Raw genomic sequence first — 23,614 nt, forward strand, 5'->3', positions numbered from 1 at the left:
AGGCAATCACCGATCACGCACCCCGTCAAGACGCCGCCCCGCGCGCCCGGACGCCCCGAACAGTGCAAAAAACCTGCAAACGCCAGCTCTTGCCTTCCTGGAAAGCGCTTTCATACGATTGCGTTACATCGATGTTTCATGTGCGATCCGGGCATCGCAGATGAACGACATTCGCCGGCGACGCGCCTGATCGCGTCGCGGCTCCTCATTATTCCCATTCGGTGACTGCCGCTGCTCGGCGGCAATTCCCGCATGCTCGAAAAAGGAATGAGGCGACATGAGAAGAACAGTCGCGCTGCGACTCCACGCGGCACTGGCCACGGCGGTCGTCGGCATCGCCGTCGCCGTGGTGCTGCCGTCCCCGCAGGCGTCGGCGGCGGCCGGAAGCGCCACCGGCTACGCCACCCAGAACGGCGGCACCACCGGCGGCGCGGGCGGGCAGACCGTACGCGCCACCACCGGCACCGCCATCCACGCCGCGCTGTGCGGCCGGGCCAGCAGCAGCACCCCGATCATCATCGAGGTGACCGGGACCATCAACCACGGCAACACCAGCAAGGTCTCCGGATCGAGCTGCAACACCGCCGACGGCGTGATCGAGCTGAAGCAGATCAGTAACGTCACCATCATCGGCGTGGGCAGCGGCGCCGTCTTCGACCAGCTCGGCATCCACATCCGCGACTCCCGCAACATCATCATCCGCAACGTGACGGTGCGGAACGTCAAGAAGTCCGGCTCGCCCACCTCAAACGGCGGCGACGCGATCGGCATGGAGAGCAGCGTCCGCAACGTGTGGGTCGACCACGTCACGCTGGAGGCGTCCGGCGGGGAGTCCGAGGGCTACGACGGCCTGTTCGACATGAAGGACGACACCCAGTACGTGACGCTGTCGTACAGCATCCTGCGCAACTCCGGCCGCGGCGGCCTCATCGGGTCCAGCGAGAGCGACCGCGGCAACGGCTACATCACGTTCGAGCACAACCTGTACGAGAACATCGACTCCCGTACGCCGCTGCTGCGCGGCGGCATCGCCCACATGTTCAACAACCACTACAACGGGCTGCACGAGTCGGGCATCAACTCCCGGGCCGGCGCGCGGGCCAAGGTGGACAACAACTACTTCCGCAACTCCAAGGACGTGCTCGGCACGTTCTACACCAGCGAGCGCGGCACCTGGCAGGTCAGCGGCAACATCTTCGACAACGTGACCTGGTCCTCTCCGGGCAGCGACAACTACCCGGCGGGTCCGAACGTGACCTCGACGACCACGGTGAGCGTCCCGTACTCGTACCGGCTCGACGCGGCGAGCTGCGTGCCGGACATCGTGCGGCAGACGGCGGGCGCCAACACCGGCCTGCGGGTGTCCGACGGCAACTGCACGCCGCAGTCCCCGGCACCGAGCACGCCGGGGCCGACCACGCCCGCACCCACCACGCCGCCGCCCGGGACGACCACCCCGCCGCCGTCCGGCGGGACCAACCTGAGCCTCGTCTCCGGCGCCGGCGCGGACGGGTCCAGCAAGGCCGACGGCACCAGCTACGGCAACGTGCGCGACGGCAACCTGAGCACGTACTGGTCGCCGTCCGGGTCGACCGGCACCGTCTCGATCAAGTGGGGCTCGGCCACCACTGTGTCCCGCGTGGTCATCCGCGAGCCGTCGGGCACCTCGGGTTCGATCGGGTCGTGGCAGCTCGTCAACAACGACACCGGCGCGGTGCTCGCCTCCGGCAGCGGGGCCGGCCAGATCACGTTCGGCGCGACCTCGCTGAAGAAGATCAACTTCAAGATCAACAGCTCCGGCGGTACGCCGAGAGTCGGCGAGTTCGAGACGTACGCCAGTTAGCAGTCACACACGAGCGGGGGCGGCCGATCCGGCCGCCCCCGCCCTCGTGCGTGTCCCCGGTCAGAGGGTGAGCACGACGGTGGAGATGCTCCGCGCGCCGACGTTCACCGTCACCTGGTTGCCGTTCACGCCCACCGGCTGGCTCGCCGCGCTGGCGTTCTGCGACGTGGCCACGTACTCCGCCCGGCTGACGTTCTGCGGCGCCTGGATGACCGCGTTGTTCACCGCGCTGGTCGAGCGGTTGAGGATCACCAGCGTGACCTTCCCGTCGCCGGAGTAGGCGGTCACCTCCAGCGGCGACGCCTTCGAGCTCTTGGTCAGGGCGACCCGCTGGTAGCCGGGCCGCACGTACTTCGCGTACTGCGAGAACGCGTACCCCCGCTTGAGCGGCGCGCCCGCCACGGTGCCGTACGCGGACTCCCCGTCACCGATGAACGAGTAGTAGCGCTTGCCGTACCACCAGACGTACGCGCTCCAGTTCGACTCCATCGACTTGTGCACGGTGCGCATGATGTCGTCGAGCGTCTCGTTCCAGACCGTGGCGTTTGCCGGGTTGCCCCAGATGTTCGAGCCGCTGCCGTCGGCCTCGTGCAGGTTCCACTCGGTCATCCACACCGGCTTGTTGTACTGCTGCGCCAGCGTGTACGGCTTCAGCCGGCCGGACGCCTCGGTGCCGTACAGGTGACCGCCGATGTAGCCGATGTTGTTGCGGGCCGCCGCGTCGTTGAGCGTCGGGTCGGTGTACCCGTAGTTGAGGTTCACCGCCTCGGCGACCATCAGCTTGGTGTTCTGCACCTTGGCGCCCTGCTCCCGCACGAAGGTCTGGAGTTCGGTGCCGCTCCAGTCCATCGAGTCGTAGTCCGGGTGCCAGTCCGGCTCGTTCTGCACTGACGTGACGTCGATCGTCACGCCCTGGTTGCGCATGTACTGGACGTAGCTGTTGAGGTGGCCGGCGTAGTCGTCGTAGTAGTCGGTGCGCAGCTTGCCACCGTTGATCCGGCTGTTGTTCGTCTTCCAGGCCGCCGGGGCGGTCCACGGCGACGCCATGATCTTCACGTTCGACCCGTACGACTTCGCTGTCCGCAGCGCGCTGACCTGGGTGCCCCACTCGCCGGACACCGGCGAGATGCCGGTACGCACGATGGACAGGCCGAGCTGGTTGGGACCGAGCCCGACGAGCGTCTGCGTCTCCGCCGTCGACCAGGCGCCGCCCCAGATCGACACCGCGGCGCCGAACCCGTCGATCGTCTGGTAGCGGCTGGCGGTGTTGACGGTGATGTCCGCCGGCCCGGTGGGCGGCGGGCTGCTGGGTGAGCTGGTCGGCGAACTCGTCGGGGAGGTGGACGGCGACGTGGACGGCGAGGACGTCGGCGTCGTGCCGCCGGTGCAGGTCACCCCGTTGAGCGCGAAGCTGGTCGGTGCGGGGTTGCTGCTGGTCCAGGCCCCGTTGAAGCCGAACGACGTGGTGCCGTTGGTGGGGATGGACCCGTTGTAGTCGACGTTGCGGGCGCTGACCGCCGCTCCGCTCTGCGTCACCGTGGCGTTCCACGCCTGGGTGACCGTCTGACCGGCGGCGTAGGACCAGGTGAGTGTCCAGCCGTTGACCGGGTCACCGAGGTTGGTGACAGTGACGTTCGCGCCGAAGCCGCCCTGCCACTGCGACGACACGGCGTAGGTGACCGCGCAGCCGGCGGCCGCCGCCCCGGCCGGCAGCGCCGCGGCCACAGCGGTCGACGCCAGCAGGACGGCCCCGGCCGACACCATCGCGGTACGGCTTGTTCTGTGCCTTCTCATCGCACCTCTCTCTCCTCGATCGCCCGCTCAGCGCTGGAGGGTGAGTAGTCCGGGTCGGTAGGGCAGGAGGCCGTAGTCGCCGCCGGAGTTGGGGGAGCGGCCTTGGTAGAGCAGTTGGAGGTTGCAGGGGTCGACGGTGAAGGTCTGGTCGGCGGTGGTGCGGATGAGTTCGCCGTGGCTGATGTCGTTGGTCCAGGTGGCGCCGCTGTTGGCCTTGCCGGCGAACGGGTTGGACTCGGTGGCGGCCTGCGGGGTCCAGGAGCCGTTCAGGCTGGTGGCGGTGAAGGAGCGGAAGTAGCGGCCCTGGGAGCCGATCGCTTCGACGATCATGAGGTAGCGGGTCTGGCCCTGGAGCTTGTAGACCTGCACGGCTTCGAACAGGTTGTTCGTCGAGTCCGACATGATGGTGGTGTAGTTGGAGCCGAAGCTGCCGGGGAAGTTCCCGATCGGCATGCTGGAGCGGTAGATCTTGCCGTTGTCGCCGGCGAAGAACAGGTACATGTTCTGGTCGTCGGCGATCAGGGTCTGGTCGATCGGGCCGGTGCCGGAGCCGGAGATGCTGCCGGTGAACAGCGGCTGCGCCGAGGACCAGCCGTTGGGGTTCGTCGGGTTCGTCGACGTGCGGTACGAGAAGGCGGTCGGTCCCCACTGGTAGGCCAGGACCCAGATGTTGCGCGGCGCGAAGTAGAACAGCGTCGGCGCCACAGTCCCCGACGACATCGCGTTCTGGCTGGCCGAGGCCATCTGCGACCAGTTCGAGAACAGACCGAAGTTCATCGACCCCCACGACGAGCCGGTGTCGTGCGTCGTCGCGTACACCAGATGCTGCCCGTTGTACGGCACCACAGTGAAGTCCTTCAGCGACACCCAGCCCGAGCGCGGCTGCGCCAACGCACCAGTGGACGACCACCGGTACGACGACGGCAGGCTGCACGTGTTGCCCGGAGGCGGCGTCGTGGGCGGTGCCGTGGTCGGCGGTGCCGTGGTGGGTGGCGCGGTGGTGGGCGAGCCGGTCGTCGGCGTGGTCGTGCCGCCGGTGCAGGTCACCCCGTTGAGCGCGAAGCTGGTCGGCACCGGGTTGCTGCTGCCCCAGGAGCCGTTGAAGCCGAACGAGGTGGTGCCGTTGGTCGGGATGGATCCGTTGTAGCTGACGTTGCGGGCGGTGACCGTCGCTCCGCTCTGGGTCAGCTCGGTGTTCCACGACTGGGTCACGGTCTGCCCGGCGCCGAACGACCACGTCAGCGTCCAGCTCGACACCGGGTCGCCGAGGTTCGTGATGGTGACGTTGGCGCCGAAGCCGCCCTGCCACTGCGACGAGATCGCGTAGTTGACCGAGCAGCCCGCGGCGGCCGCACCGGCGGGCAGCGCCACGGCGACCGACGCCGACGCGAGCAGCGCGGCGCCGGCCGATGCCCATATGGCATTGACTGACCTGGATCTGGACATGAATTGACCTCCTGCGGGGGCGGCGGCTCTGGCATTGGCGGTGGCGATTGTGTTGTGAGCGTTAACAGCCGCGTCAGGGATGTTACGGGAGCGCTCCCACGCACTCAACAACTCATTCCCGCGCCCACCGAACCAACCCGCGCGCCCACCCCACGCGCGCCCGCGCGCTGTCCGTCCGGGTCGACCCGGTCGATCATGAAGTTGACCGCCCTCAATGCGGACAAAACCGCGGTCCAACGTCATGATCGACGGGGTGAAAGGGGAGGAGGGGAGAGGGAGGGGGTCAGGCGGGGGTGCAGGGGGTGTTGTCGGCGGTGCACGCGGCGGGGGCGTTGTGCTGGGGGTCCGGGTCGCGGACGTCGAAGCGGATGGTGGCGGACTCGCCGCCCGGCAACGCCCCGCCGGTGAACGTGACCACGGTGCCGTCCTGGGTGGCCTCGGCGCCGCTCACACTGCCCACTGTGGCGCCGTCGTGCAGCGTCACGGTGACCGTCCAGCCCGGACGCGGGGACGGGCCGGGATTGCGCAGCACGACCTGGCCCCGGTAGCCGAAGACCCGGTCGGTGACCGTCTCGTAGGTGGCGGTCAGCGGCGCCGTCGCCACCGTCGAGGGCGTCGCGCTCGGCGTACGGCTGGGGGTGGGCGACGGTGTCGGCGAGGGCGACGCGCTGCGGCGGCTGGCGCTGGGCGTGGGCCGCGTGGTCGTGGGCCGGACCGACGGCGTGGCGCTGGACGGCATGACCAGCGACCCCGTCGGGGCCGGCGCGGCCGGTGCGGGCGGCTCGCCGGCGGTGGCCCACACCGTCGCCCCGGCCGCGGCGGCGATCAGCGTCACCGCGCCGACCGCCAGCAGCACCCGGCGCCGCCCGGACCGGCGCTGGTCGTCGCCGAGCAGCCGGACCACCGGCAGTTCGGCGGTCAGGCCGCCCTCGGCGCGGCGCAGGTCGACGTTCTGGAACGCCAGCCAGTCGAGGATCGCGGGCAGCCGGCCGGTGACCGCCTGCTCGTGCTGCTCGGCGCGGGCGTCGGCGTCCCAGTCGCCCTCCTCGAGCACCTCGCGGACGGACAGCCGGGTGCCGTGCGCGGTGGGGGTCAGGTCGCAGGCGAGCCGGGTGGCCCGGCCTGCCTCCCGGCAGCGGACCACCAGCCGGTGCGGCGCGCGCAACTCGACGGTCTCCACCTCGGTGTCGCCGTCGTAGCCGGGCAGCGCGGCGGTGGCGAGGATCCACCTGTCGGACCCGGGCGCGCTGTCGGCGAACCACTTGGCCAGCAGCGCACGTTCCGTGAGCGCCCGCCAGGTCCGGGCGGGCGGGTGGAACAGGTCGACCTCGGTGACGATCTCGATCACGCGGAGACTCTAGGGCCTCTGTCAAGGTCGCTGTGGGGCGCTGTCGCCGCCGTCGCGCCAGCGGGCCCGCCAGGCGGCGTCGCTCTCCTCGGCGCTGGCCTTCTCCTCGTGCATGAGCCGGCGCAACGCGACCCGCGGATCGGCGAAGATCACCAGCTCGGCCGCCACGAGCGCCACGCAGATCGCGGTGAGCAGACCCAGCGCGCCGAGCGCCGGCAGGTGCCGGCCGACCGGCAGCGCCGCGGCGAGCAGCACCACGGTGCCGACCCGGGTCCAGGACAGCGTCCGCAGCGCGCGCCACTGGAACGCCATGTTCGCGGCGAAGTAGACGAGCACGCCACCGAAGAGCAGCGGCACCGCCGGACCGTGGCCGCGTTCCATCGCACCGCCGGCCGGGTCGGTGACGATCCGGACCAGTTCCTCGGCGCCGATCGCGAACAGGATCACCCCGGCGATCATGGGCAGGTAGAGGTAGGCGTACGCGTCGCGGGCCAGCGTCACCCGCGCGTGCCCCCGCGCGGCGTGCAGCGCGATCCGGGCGGCCGGGCCGATCATGTCGAAGTGCGCCCACCAGAGCGCCGCGGTGAACAGGATGCCGAAGATCGCCGCCGGGATCGCCGGCCAGGTCACGGGCTGGCCGAGCAGGTTGCCGCCGACGCCGACCGAGATGACCGACTCGCCGAGCGCGATGATCAGGATCAGGTCGTACCGCTCGGTCCAGTGCTCGGCCGAGGTGATCTTCCAGCCGTCGGTGCCGGCCAGCAGGCCGCTGCTGTACTGGATGGCCACCACCGCGATCCACAGCCCGTCGCGCAGCCAGGGGCCGACATCCGGGGGTACGCGCGGCGGCAGCAGTGCCGCCACCAGCAGCAGGGTGGCGGTGACCAGCGCCTCCGGCAGGAACAGCCGCAGCTTGCGCCGGGCCGGCGGGTCGTCGCGCGTGGCGTACCAGTACAGGGCGGTGTGCACGAACCGGATCACCACGTAGCTGATCGTGACCAAAATCGGCCCTGCGCTGCCCTTGCCCAGGTCGCCGAACGTCTGCGGCAGCGCGAGCGCGAACGTGAACAGCGCGATCATGCCGACCACCATGAGGATCGGCACGAAGCCCTCGCCCAGGCGCAGCCGGGCGGCGACCGCGCTGTGCACGACCCAGCACCACCAGAGCACGGCGAGCACCAGCAGCGCGTGCAGCAGTTGCCGCGGGGTCACGTTGGCGGCGGTGGCGCGCGTGATGATGAAGAAGGACACCACGAAGACGAGGTCGAAGAAGATCTCGAACCGGTCGACCCGGGTGGCGGGGGCGACGCCGGTCGCCGGCCCGAGTCCCTTACGCCACCGGTCGCCGCCCACCGGGCGAGTGTGTCAGCCCAGGTCAGGTCGGGTGCCGCTTTCGCCGGCCATTCCACCGGTCGACCGGGGTGCGCTCAGCCCGCCGCCGGGGCGGCCAGGGCGAGCACGTCGCGCAGCACGTCGCGCAACGACCGCCCCGGGTGCTCCAGCCACTCGTGGGCGGCGATCCGCAGGGACGCGAGGAACGTCGCGGCGACGATCCGGGCCCGCAGCGCCGCGTCCGGTCCGGTCAGCCGGCGGGCCAGCTCCGCGGCCATCTCCCGCTCCAGGGCCGCGTACGCGCCGACCTGGTGGGCGGCCAGGCTGGGGTGGCCGTGCAGCCGGCGGCGCCGGTTGAGCCAGGGCTCGGCCGGGTCGTCGTAGCCGTCCTCGGCCTGGACGAGGGCGGCCCGGGTCAGTGCGGCCCACGGCGACAGCTCCGCCGGTTGTTCCGCGACGAGCCTGAGGAGGCGGCGCAACCGCAGCGTGTCGCCGTGGAAGAGGGCCTCCTCCTTGCCGCCGAAGTAGTTGGAGAACGTCCGCCGGGAGACGTTCGCGGCGTCGGCGATCGCCTCGACGGTGATCCGGTCGGGGCCGTGCTCGACGGCGAGGGACAGCGCCGCATCGTGCAGCGCCAGGCGGGTGGCCGCCTTCTTCCGCTCCCGCAGCCCGGTGCACTCCTCCATGGGCCAAGCGTAGGTGACCCATTTCTCAATGGGCAAACTTGCCTACCGGGCAAGGTTTAGTGTTGATTGCTTGAGGCAACGAAGCGGCCACCCCGTATCGACACACCTGGAGGACGCGCGCATGAGCGCACCCACCATGACGGCTGCGGCCGCCCCCATGACCAAGCGGAAGACGCTGGAGGCGCTCAGCGGTCTGCTGCTGGTGCTCTTCGTGGCCATGCTGAGCAGCACCGTGGTCTCGACGGCCCTGCCGAAGATCATCGGAGCGCTCAACGGCTCGCAGACGCAGTACACCTGGGTGGTCACCGCCACCCTGCTCACCGCCACCGCGACCACCCCGATCTGGGGCAAGCTGGCCGACCTGTTCAACAAGAAGCTGCTGATCCAGATCGCCATCGTGGTGTTCCTGGTCGGGTCGGTCGCGGCCGGCTTCGCGCAGAGCGCCGGGCAGCTCATCGCCGCCCGCGCCTTCCAGGGCATCGGCGTCGGCGGCCTCCAGGCGCTCGTGCAGGTCGCCATCGCGGCCATGATCCCGCCGCGTGAGCGCGGCCGCTACAACGGCTACCTGGGCGGCGTCATGGCGCTGGCCACGGTCGGCGGCCCGCTGCTGGGCGGCCTGATCGTGGACACCTCCTGGCTCGGCTGGCGCTGGTGCTTCTTCGTCGGCGTACCGGTCGCGGCCGCCGCGCTGTTCCTGCTGCAGGTCACCCTGAACCTGCCCACCGTGCGCCGGACCAATGTCAAGATCGACTATCTGGGCGCCACGCTCATCGCCGCCGGCGTCAGCGTGCTGCTTATCTGGATCTCGTTCGTCGACGACTCGTTCGCCTGGGTCTCCTGGCAGACCGGCGCCATGGTCGGTGGCGCGGTGCTGCTGCTCGCGCTCGCCGTCTGGGTGGAGGCGCGGGCCGCCGAGCCGGTGGTGCCGCTGCACATCGTCCGCGAGCGCACCACCGCGCTGGCGATCCTGGGCAGCCTCGCGGTCGGCATGGCCATGTTCGGCGGCGCGGTCTTCCTCGGCCAGTACTTCCAGATCGGCCGCGGCTACAGCCCGACCGAGGCCGGCCTGCTCACCATCCCGATGATGGCCGGTGTGCTGATCTCCTCGATCGTGACCGGCCGGATGATCACCACCACCGGGAAGATCAAGCCCTACATCGTCTTCGGGGCGGTCCTGCTGGTCGTCGGGTTCGCCATGCTCGGCACCATCGACCACGAGACCTCGCTGGTCTTCGTCGGCCTCGCGATGTTCATCGTCGGCGTCGGCGTCGGCATGACCATGCAGAACCTGGTGCTCGCGGTGCAGAACACGGTCGCGCTCAAGGACATCGGCGCGGCCAGCGCCAGCGTCGCGTTCTTCCGCTCGCTCGGCGGCACCATCGGCGTGTCGGTGCTCGGCGCGGTGCTGGCCCGCCGGGTCAGCGACCGGATCACACACGACCTCGCCGCGGCCGGTATCCCCACCTCCGGCGGAGGCGGCGGCAGCACGCTCAACCTCGACGCGCTGCCCGAGCCGGTACGGCAGATCGTGCGGGCCGCGTACGGGGACGCAACGGGGCACATCTTCCTGATCTCGGCCGCCATCGCGGTGGTCGGTATCGTTGCGGCGCTGCTGCTGCGCCCGGTCACCCTGCGTTCCAGCCTCGACCTGCCGGACACCGGCCGATCGGTGGCGGTGGGAGCGGACGCCGTCGACGGCGCGCCCGCCTTCGACGAGGTGAGCGTGGACTCGGTCGGCCGGGAGGAACGTACCCGCCGCTGAGCCCGTACTCCCAGGGCCGTCGCCGACCCCGGCGGCGGCCCTGGCCCATGCGGGGACGAACCGAAGGAGGAGCCGTGGACGTCACGCGGACCGCGCCCACCCGCCTCGCCGCATGGCAGCGGGCCGCGCGTGAGCTGACGCTGGTCGCCGTGCTCTTCCTGGCCTACAAGGCGGGCCGGCAGGTGGTGGCCGGGCACGCCGAGGTGGCCCTGGCCAACGGCGAGTGGGTCTGGCGGCTGGAGCGGCTGCTGCGCCTGCCCGACGAGATGCTCCTGCAGGGTCCGCTGCTGTCGCACGAGCTGCTGGTACGTGTCGCCAACTCCTACTACGCCTACGTGCACTTCCCGGCCACCGTGCTCTGCCTGGTCTGGCTCTGGCTGCGCCGCCCTGCGCACTACCTGCGGCTGCGGCGCGCCCTGGCGTCGCTCACAGCGGTGGCGCTGGTGCTGCACGTCTGCGTCCCGCTCGCGCCGCCGCGGCTGACCGCGCTCACCGGGCTGGTCGACACCGGCACCCGGTTCGGCCCGAGCGTCTACGGTCCGCCCGACACCGACCAGCTCAGCAACCAGTACGCGGCCATGCCGTCGCTGCACGTCGGCTGGGCGCTGGCGATCGCGCTGGCGCTGATGGCGGTCACCACCGGACGCCGCCGCTGGCTCTGGCTGCTCCACCCGCTGGCGACAGCGCTCGTAGTCGTGATCACCGGCAACCACTACTGGCTCGACGGCGTCGTCGCGGTGGTGCTGCTCGTGGCGATCCTGGCCGTCCTGCCGACGGCCGTGCCGGAACCGCCCACGCTCCCGTCCGGACCGGTGCGCCCGCACGTGGTGCCGGCGCCGCGCCGGCCCGGCCGCCGCCGGAACCCGAAGGTCCCGGCGGCGGCCGACGTGCGGCTGCGGCCACCCGGCCGCGGTTGAGGGACGGTCAGCGCAGCGTGCAGACCGTGCCGTTGAGGCGGAACGCCCCCGGCGGCACGTTCGGCCCGCTGTACGCGCCGACGAAGCCCACTGTCGTGCTTCCGCCGTCGGCGGCGAGCCGCCGGTTGTCGGCGGTCGGCGTCACCCGGACGTCGCGGCCCTGCTGGTCCCAGGTGGCGCTCCACCCGCTGCTCACCTGCTGCCAGGCGGTCGGCCAGGTCCAGGTCAGCGTCCAGCCGTCGACGGCCTTCGCGCCCGTGTTGATGATCTCGACGTTCGCCACGTACCCGTTGCCCCAGTCGTTGTCGTCGTTGAACCGCACCGCGCAGGAGCTCTCGGCGGGGCTGCCGGTGGCGAACGTCAGCGGCGGCGACGACCACGAGACCCGCCCGGCGGTGTCCCGGGCCAGCACGTTGACCGTGTAGCGGGCGCCCGGTTCGAGGTTGCCCACGGTGAGCGACGTGCCGGCGGTCTCGCCGAGCTGCTCGCTCACCGCGCCGTACTGCCGGTGCACCTCGTACTTGGCGATCGGCGAGGCACCCGGCGTGGCCGCCGGCCAGGAGATGGTCGCCGCGCGGTCGGTCACCGCGCTCGCCGTCGGCCGGCCCGGGGCGCCGGGCCGCCCGGCCGAGCTGCCGGCCGGTCGCAGCACGAGCGTGGTCAGCGAGTACGGCGGCAGCGTCCGCGCGTCCGCGCTGCCGGAGCGGGCGGTGCTGATCGCGGTCGCGCCGTTGGTGAACGTGTGCACGGTCGGCGCCTCGTCGGCCGGGGTGAATCCGGCGTAGTCGAGCGCCACCGGGTACGCGGTGTCCGGGTCCTTGTTGAGCAGCAGGACCGCGACGCTGCCGTCCGGCCGGCGGACCGCGTGCGCGGCGACCAGCGGCTGGTCGGTCCTGGCGCGGACGAGCTGGTCACCGGGCCGGACGAACAGGTTCATCATGGACAACGCGTGGTACGGCGCGAACGGGGTGTTGAACGCCGGCTGGCACACCTCGCCGTCGCTGGCGCAGTTGCCGCTGGAGAGCAGCCCGAAGTCGCCGTAGTCGGTCTGCCCGGCCACCTCGGAGACGGTGCCGATGCCGTTGTGCACGTTCCACCACTGCACCGTGAACACGCCCTGCTCCAGCAGGCCGCTGTAGGCGTCGGCGAGGAACAGCGCGCCCGGCGCGGTGGTGCGGCCGGCGTCCACGTTCAGCTCGGTGAAGCTGATCCCGATCCGGTCCGCGCCGGGGCCGGCGTACCGGGCGATCTGCTGGCGCAGCAGCCAGGCCGCGTCGGGCAGGTGGTTGGTGCGGGCCAGCGAGTCGGCGGCGCTGCCGCCCGGGTACCAGTGCACGTCCACGAAGTCGATCTTCGGGCCGGCGATGGACAGCACGGTCTGGTTCCACGGCCCCGGATCCGATCCGGCGGTGATGCCGTCCGGCCAGTTGCCCGGCATGGTGAGCACCGCGCCGACCTTGATGCCCGGGTCGACCGCCTTCATCGCGTCGGCGTACTCGACCACCAGCCGCGCGTACTGGGAGGCGCTCTTGTCCGGGTGGTCGTCGGCCTCCCAGGCCGAGCCGTAGTGGCCGTTGCCGTAGTTCTCGTTGCCGACGGTCCACCACTTGGCGCCGTAGCCCTTGGTGACGTTGGCGTAGCGGACCCACGCCGCCGCCTCGGCGGGCGTGCCGGTGCCGTAGTTCGCGATGATCATCGGCTCGGCGCCGACGCGGCGGGCGCCGGCCATGAACGTGTCGAAGTCGGTGTTCGGCGCGACGTAGCCGCCGGGCGCGGTGTGCGTCTCCCAGTGGTAGATGTCGGCGTACGAGCCGCCGGGGTAGCGCAGCATCTTCACGCCCGCGGCCTTGAGCAGGTCGGACGTCTCGGCGCTGCCGAGCTGTGAGTCCCAGATGGCGTGGTTGACGCCGAGCGCGGTGGCCGGGACGGTGGCCAGCCCGGCGCGGGTGTTCACGGTGACGGTGACCGGGTCGGTGGGGTCGGCGGCGGCGACCGGCCCGCCGACGGTGCTGAGCGCGGTGGCGAGCAGCAGCAGGCCGGCCGCGAATGCGGTGGTTCTCCTCATGCGGGGGTGTCCTTCGGAGTGGGACGACGAGGCGATGCCCGGTCTGCGTCGTCCTCCCGGAGCCGTGACGGCGGCGGGTGCCCACGAACGACGATCGGCTCCGCGCGGCGAGCCATCGATGAGGATCATACGCCCGGCGCGGGGGAGTGCAGGGCTTAATTTATAGACAGGAGTCTTTACTGTTAACAATGTTTAATTTATGTTCGGGGCACCTTCCGTTTCCCCCGAAGGAGTTGCCACCATGCGCCGAAGAATCACCCTCCCGCTGCTCACCGCCGGTGCCGTCACCGGGACGCTGGCACTCGCCGCGCCCGCGCAGGCCCACGGCTACGTCTCCTCGCCGCCCAGCCGCCAGGCGCTCTGCGCACAGAACCGGGTCCCCGACTGCGGTCAGATCAAGTACGAGCCGCAGAGCGTCGAGGGCCCCAAGGGCCTGCGCAGCTGCCACGCCGGCATCGCCCAGTTCGCGGTCCTCAACGACGACAGCCGCAACTGGCCGGCCACAGCGGTCGGCAGCAGCGTCACGTTCACCTGGGTCAACACCGCCCGGCACGCCACCGCCAACTGGGAGTACTGGATCGGCGGCACCCGGGTCGCCGTGGTCGACGGCGGGGGACGCCAGCCCGGCGCGACCGTGTCGCACACGGTCAACCTCGGCGGCTTCTCCGGCCGGCAGAAGCTGCTCGCCATCTGGAACATCTCCGACACCGCCAACGCGTTCTACTCCTGCGTCGACCTCCAGATCGGCGGCGGAGGCGGCAACCCGACCCCGTCACCCACCCCGACGGCGGCGCCCACCACCCCCGCGCCCTCGCCCACGCCGACCCGGACCAGCACCCCGGCGCCGGGCGGCACGTGGACCGCCGGGCGGGCGTACCAGGTCGGTGACACGGTCACCTACGACGGCCGCACCTACCGCTGCCGCCAGGCGCACACCGCCATCGCCGGCTGGGAGCCGCCGAACGTACCGGCGCTGTGGCAGCAGATCTGAGCCCGCGTACCCGCGCGGCGGAGCCGGCCGGTCCCCGGCTCCGCCGCGCGTCCGCCCGCCCCGCCACGGCGCTGCTCGCGGTGCTACTGGCCCTGGCCGGGTGCGGCGGCCCACCGGCCGCCGATCCGGTCCCGCCCGCCACGGCCCCGGTCCCGGCCGGCGCGGACACCACCGTCAGCGGGATCGACGCGCTGTTCCTGGCCATGATGGTGGCGCACACCGAGCAGACGCTGGAGATCGTCCGGCTCGGCCTCGACCGCGCCACCGACCCGCGCCTCCGCACGCTCATCGCCGCCGTCCGGGCCACCGAGAAAGACGAACTGGCCACCATGCGCGGCTGGCTGCGCGAGGCCGGCCCGTCGGCCGCCGCCGCGGCCGCCCGGCACGACCACTCCGGACACAGCGACGCCGCCGCCGGACTGGCCCGGCTGCGCGCCGCCGCGCCCGCCGACGCCGACCGGGTGCTGCTCGACGTGCTCAGCCGGCACCAGCGCACCGCGGCCGACCTGGCCCGCGCCCAGGTCACCGCCGGGACGAGCGAGCGGGTACGCGACCTCGCCCGCCGCATCGACCGCTCGCGTACGGCCGAAGTCGACCTGATGGCCGGCCTGGGCTGAGCGTCGGGCCCGGGTACTTCCTGGAGCGTTCGGACGGGCATGACCTTCGTCACGGTCGTGCCCGGCGGCCGCGCCCCGACAAGGCTGGCGAATCGGCGCGCACCAGCCCTTTCCGCGAGCCGCCGGAGCGGATCGGCGCCGGTGGCGCGGCCGGTTCGCGTGCCGCCGCGGTTCTCCCGTCGGCAAAACCGGCCGCGCCTCGTCCCAGGTCATGGCTACGCTGTCGCCCGGACGCCGCCCCGCCGCGCGTTCCGCCCGCGCTCCGCAGACGGCGCGCGGCGCCGCCGCCGACACCCAGTGCCGGACCGGATCCAGGAGACCGTCAGTGACCCAGCAACCCGTAGCGACGTCGACGAAGCTCGACGCCGCCGTACTCAAGGTGGCCGGCGTCGTCGTGCTCGGTGCGATCATGTCGATCCTCGACGTGACAGTCGTCAGCGTGGCGCTGCCGACGTTCCAGAGCGAGTTCGACGCCACGTACGCCCGCGTCGCGTGGACCATGACCGGCTACACGCTCGCGCTCGCCACGGTGATCCCGCTCAGCGGCTGGGCCGCCGACCGGTTCGGCACGAAACGCCTCTACATGGTGGCGCTGGCGCTGTTCACCATCGGCTCCGGGCTGTGCGCCACGGCCGACTCGATCGGCGAGCTGATCGCCTGGCGGGTCGTCCAGGGCCTCGGCGGCGGCATGCTCATGCCACTCGGCATGACGATCATGACCCGGGCCGCCGGCCCGCACCGCATCGGCCGCCTGATGGCGGTGCTCGGCATCCCGATGCTGCTCGGCCCGATCACCGGCCCGATCCTCGGCGGCTGGCTGATCGACGTCGCGAGCTGGCACTGGATCTTCCTGATCAACCTGCCGATCGGTCTGGTCGCGCTGGTCTACGCCCAGCTCGCCCTGCCCAGGGACAACGCCGAGCCGTCCGAGTCGTTCGACTTCCTCGGCATGCTCATGCTCTCGCCGGGTCTCGCGCTGTTCCTCTACGGCATCTCCACGCTGCCCGAGACCGGCACCGTCGCCGACACCAAGGTCTGGCTGCCGATGCTCGCCGGCGGCGCGCTCGTGATCGCCTTCGTGCTCTACTCGTTCCGGCCCCGGCACCCGCTGCTCGACCTGCGGCTGTTCCGCAACCGCAGCCTGACCATCGCCACCGTCACCATGTTCGTGTTCATCATCGCGTTCATGGGCGCGGGCCTGCTGTTCCCCAGCTACTTCCTCCAGGTGCGCGGCGAGACGACGCTGACCGCGGGCCTGCTGATCGCCCCGCAGGGCATCGGCGCGATGCTGACCATGCCGATCGCCGGCATGCTCGCCGACCGCGTGCCGGTCGGCCGGACGGTGCCGTTCGCGCTCGTGCTCATCGCGGCCGGGTTCTTCACCTTCACCCAGCTCGGCACCGACACGTCGTACTGGCTGCTCTGCGGTTCGCTGTTCGTGATGGGCCTCGGCATGGGCGGCACGATGATGCCGATCATGACCTCGGCGTTGAAGACGCTCAGCGCGGCGGAGGTGGCGCGCGGCTCCACGCTCGTCAACATCCTCCAGCAGATCGGCGGCTCGGTCGGCGCCGCGGTCATGTCGGTCATCCTCACCAGCGAGCTGAACGGCTCGCGGCCGATCCCCGGCGTCACCGACCCGGCCACCGGCGCCCCGCTGACCGAGGCCCAGCTCGCCATCGCCTCCCAGCAGCAGCCCGAGCTGATCCAGCAGTTCCCGGTGCCGCCGTCGCTGATCGAGCGCGGGCTCGACTACGCGGCGAACTCCTTCTCCACCACGTTCTGGGTCGCCTTCGGCCTGGTGCTGCTGACCTTCATTCCGGCCGCGTTCCTGCCCCGCCGCCGCGAGCCCTCGCACCTGCTCGACGGCGACCCGGGCGAGGACAAGCGTCCGGTGCCGGTCCCGATCCACTGACCGCCGCCGTGACCCGGGGCCGGACGCAGAGACGTCCGGCCCCGGGTCGTTTCCGGCGCCGCGATCGGCCACCCCGGCGACGACCGGCGCCTAGGATCGGAGACGGAACCGGAGGAAGGCGGGCCAGCGTGAGCGCAGACGACGCGCAGCGGTCGGCGCGACGGCGTAACCGGCTGCTGCTCGCGGGCCTGCTCGCCGTCGTCGGGCTGATCCTGCTGCTGCTCGGCCTCACCGTCGCCACCGGCACCGTCGCCGGCGTCGAGGTGGTCCTCGCGTTGTTGCTGCTGGTCACCAGCTACGCGATCCAGCGCGTGGCCCGCCGCGAGACCGTCTACCGCGACGAGCGGCGCTGACCGGTCCGGCGCTCCGGCCGGGCTAGGCTGCCAGTGTGGATCACGAAGACCGGATCGCGCTGTTCCTCGACTACGAGAACCTGGCCCTTGGCGTACGCGACCATCACGGCGGCCGGCCGTTCGACTTCCGACCGATCGCCGACGCGCTCGCCGAGCGGGGACGCGTGGTGGTACGCCGCGCGTACGCCGACTGGTCGTACTTCGACGAGGACCGGCGCATGCTCACCCGCTCACACGTCGAGCTGATCGAGATCCCCCAGCGGATGGGCGCCTCGCGCAAGAACGCGGCGGACATCAAGATGGCGGTGGACGCGGTCGAGCTGGCGTTCGAGCGCGGCTACATCTCCACGTTCGTGATCTGCACCGGGGACAGCGACTTCACCCCGCTCGTGCACAAGCTGCGCGAACTCAACAAGCGGGTGATCGGCGTCGGGGTGGAGAAGTCTACCTCCGCGCTGCTGCCGCCGGCCTGCGACGAGTTCCTCTACTACGACCGCCTCGAAGGCGTCGACGTACCGCCACCGGCCGCCCGCCGGTCACGTCCGGCCCGGCCCTCACCGGCGGAGCCGGCGCCCGAGCCCGCCGTCGAGACCGCCCCGGCCGAGGAGGAGGCGGCGCGCGACGTCGACACGCTCGCCGTGCAGCTCGTGCAGACGGTGGCCGGCATGCAGGGCAGCTCCAGCGGCGACGTGACCGCCTCCGCGCTCAAGCGCGCGCTGCTGCGCAAGGACCCCACGTTCAGCGAGTCCGACTACGGTTTCCGCACCTTCGGGGAACTGCTGCGCCACCTCGCGGCGCACAACGTGGTCGAGTTGGCCGCCGGGCCCGCCAAGGGCGACCCGGAGGTGTCCCTTCCCGAGCAGGGCGACCGGGAGGTCGCGTTCGGGCTGCTCCGATCCGTGGTGGTGGACCTCGCCGCGGACGGCGGCGCGGTGGCGCTGTCCGGCCTGAAGGACCAGTTGCGGCGGGCCCGGCCCGACTTCAGCGAGAAGAAGCTCGGCTACCGCAGCTTCCTCCAGTTCTGCAAGGCCGCCGCGACGGGCGGTGCGGTGGAGTTGCGCTGGAGCCCCGACGACGGCGACTACCTCCTCACTCCCCGGACCCCCTGACCTGTTCTACCCGCCCGCCCCGCCCCTCGTCTCCGCGATCTTGCAATTGCTGACCTCTGAAAGCGGGATGAATCGCCCATTCCGAGGGTAGTAAGTGCAAGATCGTCGGGGCTCGGGGATTACCCCAGCTTGATCCACGCCAGCTCGCCGAGGTGGCGGGGTCCGGGGCCGTCGCATGCGGCTACCTCGGCGTAATGGTGTCGATCAAGCGGCCGCCACGGCAACCGTCCGGGCACAGCCGATCAGCGGCCCGGGCACGGCCACCTCGTTCGCCATCCTCGGCCGGTACGTCGAGGATGGGCGGCATCCCCGGCCGGCACTCGACTCGGCGGGGTCAGGAGAGGGCCGCGTTCACCTGGACTGTCGCGCCGAGCCTTACGGCCAGGCCGAGCCGTCGGCCCACCTGGCCGACCAGGTCCAACAAGGGGGGCTCGGACGAGGCGGTCGGGCTCGGATCGCCGGTGGGGCCGGGCTCTCCGGTCGGGTCCGGGTCGCCGGTCGCGCTCGCGGTCGGTGCCGGAGTCACCTGGTCGGCGGGAGGGCTGGGCGGCTCGACGGGCGCCGACGGGCGGTCGCCGACCCGAGCCGGCGGCGACCCGGCGACGGGCGGTGCGGTGGTGAGGATCCGCGCCCCGGACTCCGCGGGCGTGTTCGCGTGGCGCTTCGGTGGCGGCGCGGGCCGGGTCGGCCGGACCACCGGCGACGACGGGTCGACCGGGGTCGCCACGGGCGGCAGCCCAGGAGCGGGCGGTGCGGCGGTGGCGGCGGGCGCGGCCGCCGGTCCGTGCGCCGGATCGGTCTGCCCGGCTGTCGCCGTCCAGGTGCCGGCGGAGGTGACGCCCAGCAGCACGGCCACCGCCGCGACGCCCGCCGCGGCGAGCCGCTGGGGGAGTGCCCGGCCGGCCGGGGCGTCCCACGGGCCGAGCGGCCGGGGTGGCCGGGGCCGGGCGGTCCGGTGGGCGGACCGCAGCGCCTCGACGTCCTCGACGACCGCCTCCCGCGTACCGGTGGCGTCGGCGTGGGCCAGCGTGAGGTAGAACCTGGCGTTCGCCGCGCCCGGGGCCGGTACGCGCAGGCCCGCCGGGGTGCCGCCGTCGGCGTCGTGCAGCAGGGTGACCGGACGGTCCGGGTGGTGCCCGAGGCCGCGTACGTCCCGCAGGGGCCAGTCCCGCCGGGCGTCGTGCCCGGCGAAGGCCACCCGCCGGTCGGTCACCACTGCGGCGCCGCTATCGACCACGCGCAGTCCCGCCGGCAGCGGACCGTCGGCCGGGTCGAGACAGCCGGCGAGCGTACGGCCCGGCACCGGCAGCCCGGGCAGGTGCCGGGCCGTGGCCTCGACCAGGTCGACGGTGGGCAGGATGCGGTAGACGACCTCGCCGTCGTCCAGCGTCACCGGCAGCGCGGTGCCGGGCAGCGTGCAGCCACGGAAGCCCGCCGCCTCCATCGACAGCCGGTCGAGGTGGTCGGCGTGACGGCGCCAGATTCGCGCCGCCGTCTCGTACGCCTGGCGCCGGCGCTCGTTCTCGCGCCGCGCCCAGGCCAGTCGCCGCTGCGGATGAGCCCCGATCGCGTCGGGTCGCCTCGCCGTCACACCTGGTACAACGCCCTGCGGAGAGCCCGGATACGTGAGCGCGGCTATCGTCCGTTTTGGCGGTGGTATGCCCGCGATTAGACTTTGGGACATGCCGCGGATCGTCCAGTTGCTGGCCTCGCCCGTGCACCGGTACGTGGGCCGCCCGGCGGACGGACCCGCCCCCGCGCCACCGGGTGAACTGGTCGACCGGGTGGAGCTACGCGCCGGGCTCGGCATCGTCGGTGACCGCTACTTCGGCCGTCCCGCGCACCGGCAGGCGAGCGTCACGCTGATCGCGCGGGAGTCGCTGCCGCCCGGTGCGGACCTCACCCAGCTGCGGCGCAACGTGCTGACCGAGGGCATCCCGGTGGACGAGCTGGTCGGGCGCGTGCTCACGCTCGACTCCGGCGACGGCCCGGTCCGGCTGCGGGTGCACCGGGCCGCGCCGCCCTGCGCCTGGCTCGACGTGGTGGTCGCCCCCGGTACGTGGAAGGCGATGCGCCGCCGCGGCGGCGTCCGGTGCGCCCCGCTCACCGACGGCGTGCTGCGGGTCGGACCGGTCACCGTGTCCGTCGACGACTGACGGCGAGGGAACTTTCCCCGCCCGCCGGCCGACCAACCGGAGGGCGAGCGGCACTGCGGCGCCCGCAGGAGGGACGCGGAATGAACCGAGCGGGGCGCGCATCCGTACCGTCCGGCATGAGCATGCCGGACCGGCGGGCCGGCCGCGGATGAGCCCGGACGCCGACGACGATCAGGTGACCGGGTGGGCGCGCCGCGCCGCCCGGGGTGACCAGCTGGCCGCTGCCGCGTTCGTGCGGGCCCTCCAGGCGCCGGTGTGGCGCTTCCTCGCCCACCTGGCCGGGCCGGCCGAGGCCGACGACCTGGCCCAGGAGACGTTCCTGCGCGCGCTGCGCAGCCTGCCCGGCTTCGCGGGCCGGTCGTCGGCGCGTACCTGGATCTTCACCATCGCCCGCCGCGTCGCGGTGGATCACGTGCGGGCGGCGACCGCCCGGCCCCGGGTGGCCGCGCTGCCGGACTGGCAGGCCGCCGCCGAGGCGGCCGGCGCGGTGACCGGCGGCGGGGACGACGGGGTGGTGCTGCGCGGTCTCATCGCCACGCTGGCGCCGGACCGGCGGGAGGCGTTCGTGGCGACCCAGGTGCTCGGCCTGTCCTACGCCGAGGCGGCCGAGGTGTGCGGCTGCCCGGTGGGCACCATCCGCTCCCGCGTGGCCCGCGCCCGGGAGGACCTGGTCGCCGCCTGGTCCGGCGACGCCCGCGACCGCCGGGCTCGCTGACACCACGACCGCCGCGACCGGCCGGGACCGCGACCGGCCGGGGCCCGACCGCGACCGAGGGCCGCAAAGACGCCGCGACCCGGAGAGCCGCGCGGCGGCCGTCAGGCGGCGCGCCGGTCGCGGGCCTGTGCGGGGTACGGGCCGGGCGGCACCAGCCGCAGCGCCGGCGCGGCCGGTTCCTCGGCCGGCAGCGCCCACCGCGAGCCCTCCGACCGGCGCTGCCCGGGCGGGGTGCCGCCGGGGCGCCGGCCGAGGCGGGACAGCACCAGCATCACGGCCCAGCCGACCAGCAGGAAACCGTGGCTGACCAGCCGGGTCATCGCCACCTGTCCGGTGATCAGGTCGTTGACGGACAGCAGCACGAGCGTGGCGACGAACGCGCTGAGCATCGGCAGCAGGCCGGACGGGGCGGACCGGCGCGCGGCCACGTAGAGGAACCCGGCGCCGACGGCGACGTTCCACGCCGCCGACTCGTGCCACAGGTGCTGGCCGGAGGCGTGCGCGTGGGTGACGACCGCCTCCCGGCCGATCTGGGCCAGGCCGAGGACGAGCTGCACCGCGCCGAGCAGGCCGAGCGCCCCGCGCAGGCCGAGCGTGAGCCGGTGGCGGCGGCTGGGCCGGGGCGGGGGAGCGGCGGCCAGGACCGCGTCGACCAGGTCGGGCACCCGCGGCGCGAGCTGCGTCCGGGCCCGCCGGGTCACCGACGCCGCCGAGTCGAACCAGCCGCGGCAGCCGGCGCAGCTGGTCAGGTGCGCCTCGGCCGCCTCGATCTCCGAGCCGGACGCCTCACCGTCCAGCTGTGCCGACAGGATCTCCCGCCACTGCTCACACGCCATGTAGGGATAGTCGTCGGAAGAGCCCCGCTGGTTCCCGGCGGGGTGCGGGTCACGCCGCGTCACCCGGCGGCGACGGTCACGGCGCGTCGGACGTGCCGGCGACTACCCCGGGCGGGCTCGGGTAAGCCGGCCCGGGAGGGACCGCTGTGACACGCGAATTCGTGAACTGGTCCGGCAGTCTCCGCTTCACGCCGGCGGACCGGGCCGAGCCGCCCGACGAGGCCGAGGTGTGCGCCCTGGTGCGCCGCGCCCGCGCCACCGGCGCCACCGTCCGGCCGGTCGGCTCCGGGCACTCGTCCAGCCCGCTGGTGCGGACCGACGGGATCCTGCTCAGCCTGGACCGGCTGTCCGGCGTGATCTCCGACGACGGGCGACTCGCGACCGCGTGGGCCGGCACCAAGCTCCGGGCGCTCGGCGAGGGGCTCTACGACGCCGGGCTGGCCATGGACAACCTGGGTGACGTCGACTACCAGTCGATCGCCGGGGCGACCGCCACCGGCACCCACGGCACCGGCATCGGCTTCGGGAACCTGAGCACACAGGTGACCGGCGTACGCCTGGTCACGGGCACCGGCGACGTGCTGGACGTGGACGCGCGCCGCAACCCGGACCTGCTGCCCGCCGTCCGTCTCTCCCTCGGCGCGCTGGGCGTGGTCACCCGGATCACGCTCGACGTGCAGCCGACCTACCAGCTGCACCGCCGCTCCTGGTGCGCGCACCTGGACTGGACGCTGGACCACCTCGCCGAACTGCAGCACACCAACCGCAACATGGACTTCTACTGGTACCCGCGCAGCGACCGGACGCAGATCCGGGTGATCAACCGTATCGACACGGACGCCGGGCCGGACCGGGCGGACGTCCGGTTGCCGGACGGGGAGCCCCGGCAGAGCCAGGTCGGGCCGACCCACCGCACCATTCCCCGGGACCGGGAGCTGCGCTTCGAGGAGATCGAGTACATGCTGCCGTCGGAGGCGTTCCCGGCATGCTTCGCCGAGGTACGCCGCCGCGTGCGCGACCGGCACCGCCGGGTGGCCGCCTGGCGGGTGCTGGTGCGCACCATCGCCGCGGACGACATCTGGCTCAGCAACGCCTACGGCCGGCCTACCACCACGATCGCCTGCCTGCAGAACACCTCGCTGCCGTACGAGGAGTACTTCCGGGACGTGGAGGCGGTGTTCCGGCACTACGGCGGGCGCCCGCACTGGGGCAAGAAGCACTGGCTCGGCGCGCGGGAACTGCGTCCCCTCTTTCCCCGCTGGGACGACTTCCAGGCGGTGCGCCGCCGCCTCGACCCGGACGGGGTGTTCCTCACCCCGGACCTGGCCCGGCTGCTGGAGGAGCAGTGAGCGGGCCCGTCGGCGCCCGGGTGTGGGTGGTGCCCGGCGGGCACGTGCCGTTCCCCGCGCACGGCCCGGAACCGGCGTTCACCGCCTTCGACCAGCTCTGCGTCCTCAACGCCGGTGACCGGGACGCCGCTGTGGAACTGGACTTCTACTACCAGGACACCGAGCCGGTGGGGCCGTACCGGCTGCTGGTTGGCGCCCGCCGCATCCGGCACGTCCGGGTCAACGACCTGATCGATCCGGAGGCGGTGCGGCTGGACCGGCCGTACGGCTGCGTGCTGCGCTCCCCGGTGCCGGTGGTGGTGCAGTTCCTGCGTCAGGACACCCGGCTGCCCGGTGTGGTGGCGCTGACCGGCACGATGGCGTACCCCGGATGAGATTCG

At 72.5% G+C, this 23,614-nt stretch carries 20 protein-coding genes; 12 read left to right on the plus strand and 8 right to left on the minus strand.

The genetic code is table 11. The features are described 5' to 3' along the window. The first annotated feature begins 277 nt into the window (after positions 1-277). Entirely contained in the window at positions 278-1,843 is a 1,566-nt protein-coding gene (locus CLT75_RS06815; protein WP_135239999.1) for a pectate lyase family protein, read from the plus strand. Between the two features lie 60 nt (positions 1,844-1,903). Here the strand turns inward: CLT75_RS06815 and CLT75_RS06820 are convergent, their stop codons facing one another. The 5 genes from CLT75_RS06820 to CLT75_RS06840 all read right to left on the minus strand — a co-directional run bounded on the left by CLT75_RS06820 (position 1,904) and on the right by CLT75_RS06840 (position 8,449). Further along, positions 1,904-3,637 carry a cellulose binding domain-containing protein gene (locus tag CLT75_RS06820; RefSeq protein ID WP_135240000.1) on the minus strand — a complete coding sequence of 578 codons (1,734 nt, stop codon included), beginning with the start codon at positions 3,635-3,637 and terminating at the stop codon, positions 1,904-1,906. A gap of 27 nt (positions 3,638-3,664) precedes the next feature. Beyond that, positions 3,665-5,083 carry a non-reducing end alpha-L-arabinofuranosidase family hydrolase gene (locus CLT75_RS06825; RefSeq protein ID WP_135240001.1) on the minus strand — a complete coding sequence of 473 codons (1,419 nt, stop codon included), beginning with the start codon at positions 5,081-5,083 and terminating at the stop codon, positions 3,665-3,667. Between the two features lie 283 nt (positions 5,084-5,366). Next, the gene (locus CLT75_RS06830) at positions 5,367-6,431 is read right to left on the minus strand and encodes an SRPBCC domain-containing protein (RefSeq protein WP_135240002.1); all 1,065 of its coding nucleotides are present in this window, start codon (positions 6,429-6,431) and stop codon (positions 5,367-5,369) included. Between the two features lie 21 nt (positions 6,432-6,452). Further along, positions 6,453-7,784 carry a low temperature requirement protein A gene (locus CLT75_RS06835; protein ID WP_135240003.1) on the minus strand — a complete coding sequence of 444 codons (1,332 nt, stop codon included), beginning with the start codon at positions 7,782-7,784 and terminating at the stop codon, positions 6,453-6,455. A gap of 74 nt (positions 7,785-7,858) precedes the next feature. Then, a complete protein-coding gene (locus CLT75_RS06840; protein ID WP_135240004.1) occupies positions 7,859-8,449 on the minus strand; it encodes an acyl-CoA-like ligand-binding transcription factor in 591 nt (196 codons plus the stop codon). Between the two features lie 121 nt (positions 8,450-8,570). On the opposite strand from CLT75_RS06840, the gene CLT75_RS06845 reads away from it, so the two are divergent. Further along, positions 8,571-10,211, plus strand: a complete 1,641-nt coding sequence (locus CLT75_RS06845; protein WP_135240005.1) for an MDR family MFS transporter — start codon at positions 8,571-8,573, stop codon at positions 10,209-10,211. A 74-nt stretch (positions 10,212-10,285) separates the two neighbouring features. Continuing rightward, positions 10,286-11,128 (plus strand): phosphatase PAP2 family protein, encoded by an 843-nt coding sequence (locus CLT75_RS06850; RefSeq protein ID WP_135240006.1) that lies wholly within the window; start codon positions 10,286-10,288, stop codon positions 11,126-11,128. A gap of 7 nt (positions 11,129-11,135) precedes the next feature. On the opposite strand, the gene CLT75_RS06855 is transcribed toward CLT75_RS06850, so the two are convergent. Beyond that, positions 11,136-13,193: a cellulose binding domain-containing protein gene (locus CLT75_RS06855; RefSeq protein WP_135240007.1), complete on the minus strand. Its 2,058-nt coding sequence runs from the start codon at positions 13,191-13,193 to the stop codon at positions 11,136-11,138. A gap of 241 nt (positions 13,194-13,434) precedes the next feature. Between CLT75_RS06855 and CLT75_RS06860 the strand changes: the two genes are divergently transcribed. The 5 genes from CLT75_RS06860 (at position 13,435) to CLT75_RS06880 (ending at position 18,178) form a co-directional block, all read left to right on the plus strand. Further along, positions 13,435-14,184, plus strand: coding sequence for a lytic polysaccharide monooxygenase (locus CLT75_RS06860; RefSeq protein ID WP_135240008.1), 750 nt, complete (start codon positions 13,435-13,437; stop codon positions 14,182-14,184). Next, positions 14,169-14,801 (plus strand): DUF305 domain-containing protein, encoded by a 633-nt coding sequence (locus tag CLT75_RS06865; RefSeq protein WP_135240009.1) that lies wholly within the window; start codon positions 14,169-14,171, stop codon positions 14,799-14,801. The genes CLT75_RS06860 and CLT75_RS06865 overlap by 16 nt, the downstream gene beginning before the upstream one ends. A 325-nt stretch (positions 14,802-15,126) precedes the next feature. Then, positions 15,127-16,716, plus strand: a complete 1,590-nt coding sequence (locus tag CLT75_RS06870) for a DHA2 family efflux MFS transporter permease subunit (RefSeq protein WP_135240010.1) — start codon at positions 15,127-15,129, stop codon at positions 16,714-16,716. 128 nt (positions 16,717-16,844) lie between these two features. Continuing rightward, entirely contained in the window at positions 16,845-17,069 is a 225-nt protein-coding gene (locus CLT75_RS06875; RefSeq protein WP_013286169.1) for a hypothetical protein, read from the plus strand. Positions 17,070-17,104: 35 nt separating this feature from the next. Next, positions 17,105-18,178 (plus strand): PIN domain-containing protein, encoded by a 1,074-nt coding sequence (locus CLT75_RS06880; RefSeq protein ID WP_135240011.1) that lies wholly within the window; start codon positions 17,105-17,107, stop codon positions 18,176-18,178. A 334-nt stretch (positions 18,179-18,512) separates the two neighbouring features. Here the strand turns inward: CLT75_RS06880 and CLT75_RS06885 are convergent, their stop codons facing one another. Beyond that, positions 18,513-19,769: a hypothetical protein gene (locus CLT75_RS06885; RefSeq protein ID WP_486485077.1), complete on the minus strand. Its 1,257-nt coding sequence runs from the start codon at positions 19,767-19,769 to the stop codon at positions 18,513-18,515. A 91-nt stretch (positions 19,770-19,860) separates the two neighbouring features. Here CLT75_RS06885 and CLT75_RS06890 point away from each other — a divergent pair, with 91 nt between their 5' ends. Beyond that, a complete protein-coding gene (locus tag CLT75_RS06890) occupies positions 19,861-20,334 on the plus strand; it encodes a molybdenum cofactor biosysynthesis protein (protein WP_121684925.1) in 474 nt (157 codons plus the stop codon). 148 nt (positions 20,335-20,482) lie between these two features. Continuing rightward, positions 20,483-21,049: a sigma-70 family RNA polymerase sigma factor gene (locus tag CLT75_RS06895; protein WP_135240012.1), complete on the plus strand. Its 567-nt coding sequence runs from the start codon at positions 20,483-20,485 to the stop codon at positions 21,047-21,049. 101 nt (positions 21,050-21,150) lie between these two features. Here the strand turns inward: CLT75_RS06895 and CLT75_RS06900 are convergent, their stop codons facing one another. Then, positions 21,151-21,885 carry a zf-HC2 domain-containing protein gene (locus CLT75_RS06900; protein WP_135240013.1) on the minus strand — a complete coding sequence of 245 codons (735 nt, stop codon included), beginning with the start codon at positions 21,883-21,885 and terminating at the stop codon, positions 21,151-21,153. Between the two features lie 146 nt (positions 21,886-22,031). On the opposite strand from CLT75_RS06900, the gene CLT75_RS06905 reads away from it, so the two are divergent. After that, positions 22,032-23,234: a D-arabinono-1,4-lactone oxidase gene (locus CLT75_RS06905; RefSeq protein WP_135240014.1), complete on the plus strand. Its 1,203-nt coding sequence runs from the start codon at positions 22,032-22,034 to the stop codon at positions 23,232-23,234. Further along, positions 23,231-23,608 (plus strand): sensory rhodopsin transducer, encoded by a 378-nt coding sequence (locus CLT75_RS06910; RefSeq protein WP_135240015.1) that lies wholly within the window; start codon positions 23,231-23,233, stop codon positions 23,606-23,608. The genes CLT75_RS06905 and CLT75_RS06910 overlap by 4 nt, the downstream gene beginning before the upstream one ends. Positions 23,609-23,614: the final 6 nt, after the last annotated feature.

This window comes from Micromonospora sp. CNZ285 (assembly GCF_004637285.1).

What these genes read in the sequence shown, in the direction of transcription:
- CLT75_RS06815 (WP_135239999.1), top strand. Translation starts at nt 278, where the DNA reads ATGAGAAGAACAGTCGCGCTGCGACTCCACGCGGCACTGGCCACGGCG.
- CLT75_RS06820 (WP_135240000.1), bottom strand. Translation starts at nt 3,637, where the DNA reads ATGAGAAGGCACAGAACAAGCCGTACCGCGATGGTGTCGGCCGGGGCC.
- CLT75_RS06825 (WP_135240001.1), bottom strand. Translation starts at nt 5,083, where the DNA reads ATGTCCAGATCCAGGTCAGTCAATGCCATATGGGCATCGGCCGGCGCC.
- CLT75_RS06840 (WP_135240004.1), bottom strand. Translation starts at nt 8,449, where the DNA reads ATGGAGGAGTGCACCGGGCTGCGGGAGCGGAAGAAGGCGGCCACCCGC.
- CLT75_RS06845 (WP_135240005.1), top strand. Translation starts at nt 8,571, where the DNA reads ATGAGCGCACCCACCATGACGGCTGCGGCCGCCCCCATGACCAAGCGG.
- CLT75_RS06855 (WP_135240007.1), bottom strand. Translation starts at nt 13,193, where the DNA reads ATGAGGAGAACCACCGCATTCGCGGCCGGCCTGCTGCTGCTCGCCACC.
- CLT75_RS06860 (WP_135240008.1), top strand. Translation starts at nt 13,435, where the DNA reads ATGCGCCGAAGAATCACCCTCCCGCTGCTCACCGCCGGTGCCGTCACC.
- CLT75_RS06890 (WP_121684925.1), top strand. Translation starts at nt 19,861, where the DNA reads ATGCCGCGGATCGTCCAGTTGCTGGCCTCGCCCGTGCACCGGTACGTG.
- CLT75_RS06895 (WP_135240012.1), top strand. Translation starts at nt 20,483, where the DNA reads ATGAGCCCGGACGCCGACGACGATCAGGTGACCGGGTGGGCGCGCCGC.
- CLT75_RS06900 (WP_135240013.1), bottom strand. Translation starts at nt 21,885, where the DNA reads ATGGCGTGTGAGCAGTGGCGGGAGATCCTGTCGGCACAGCTGGACGGT.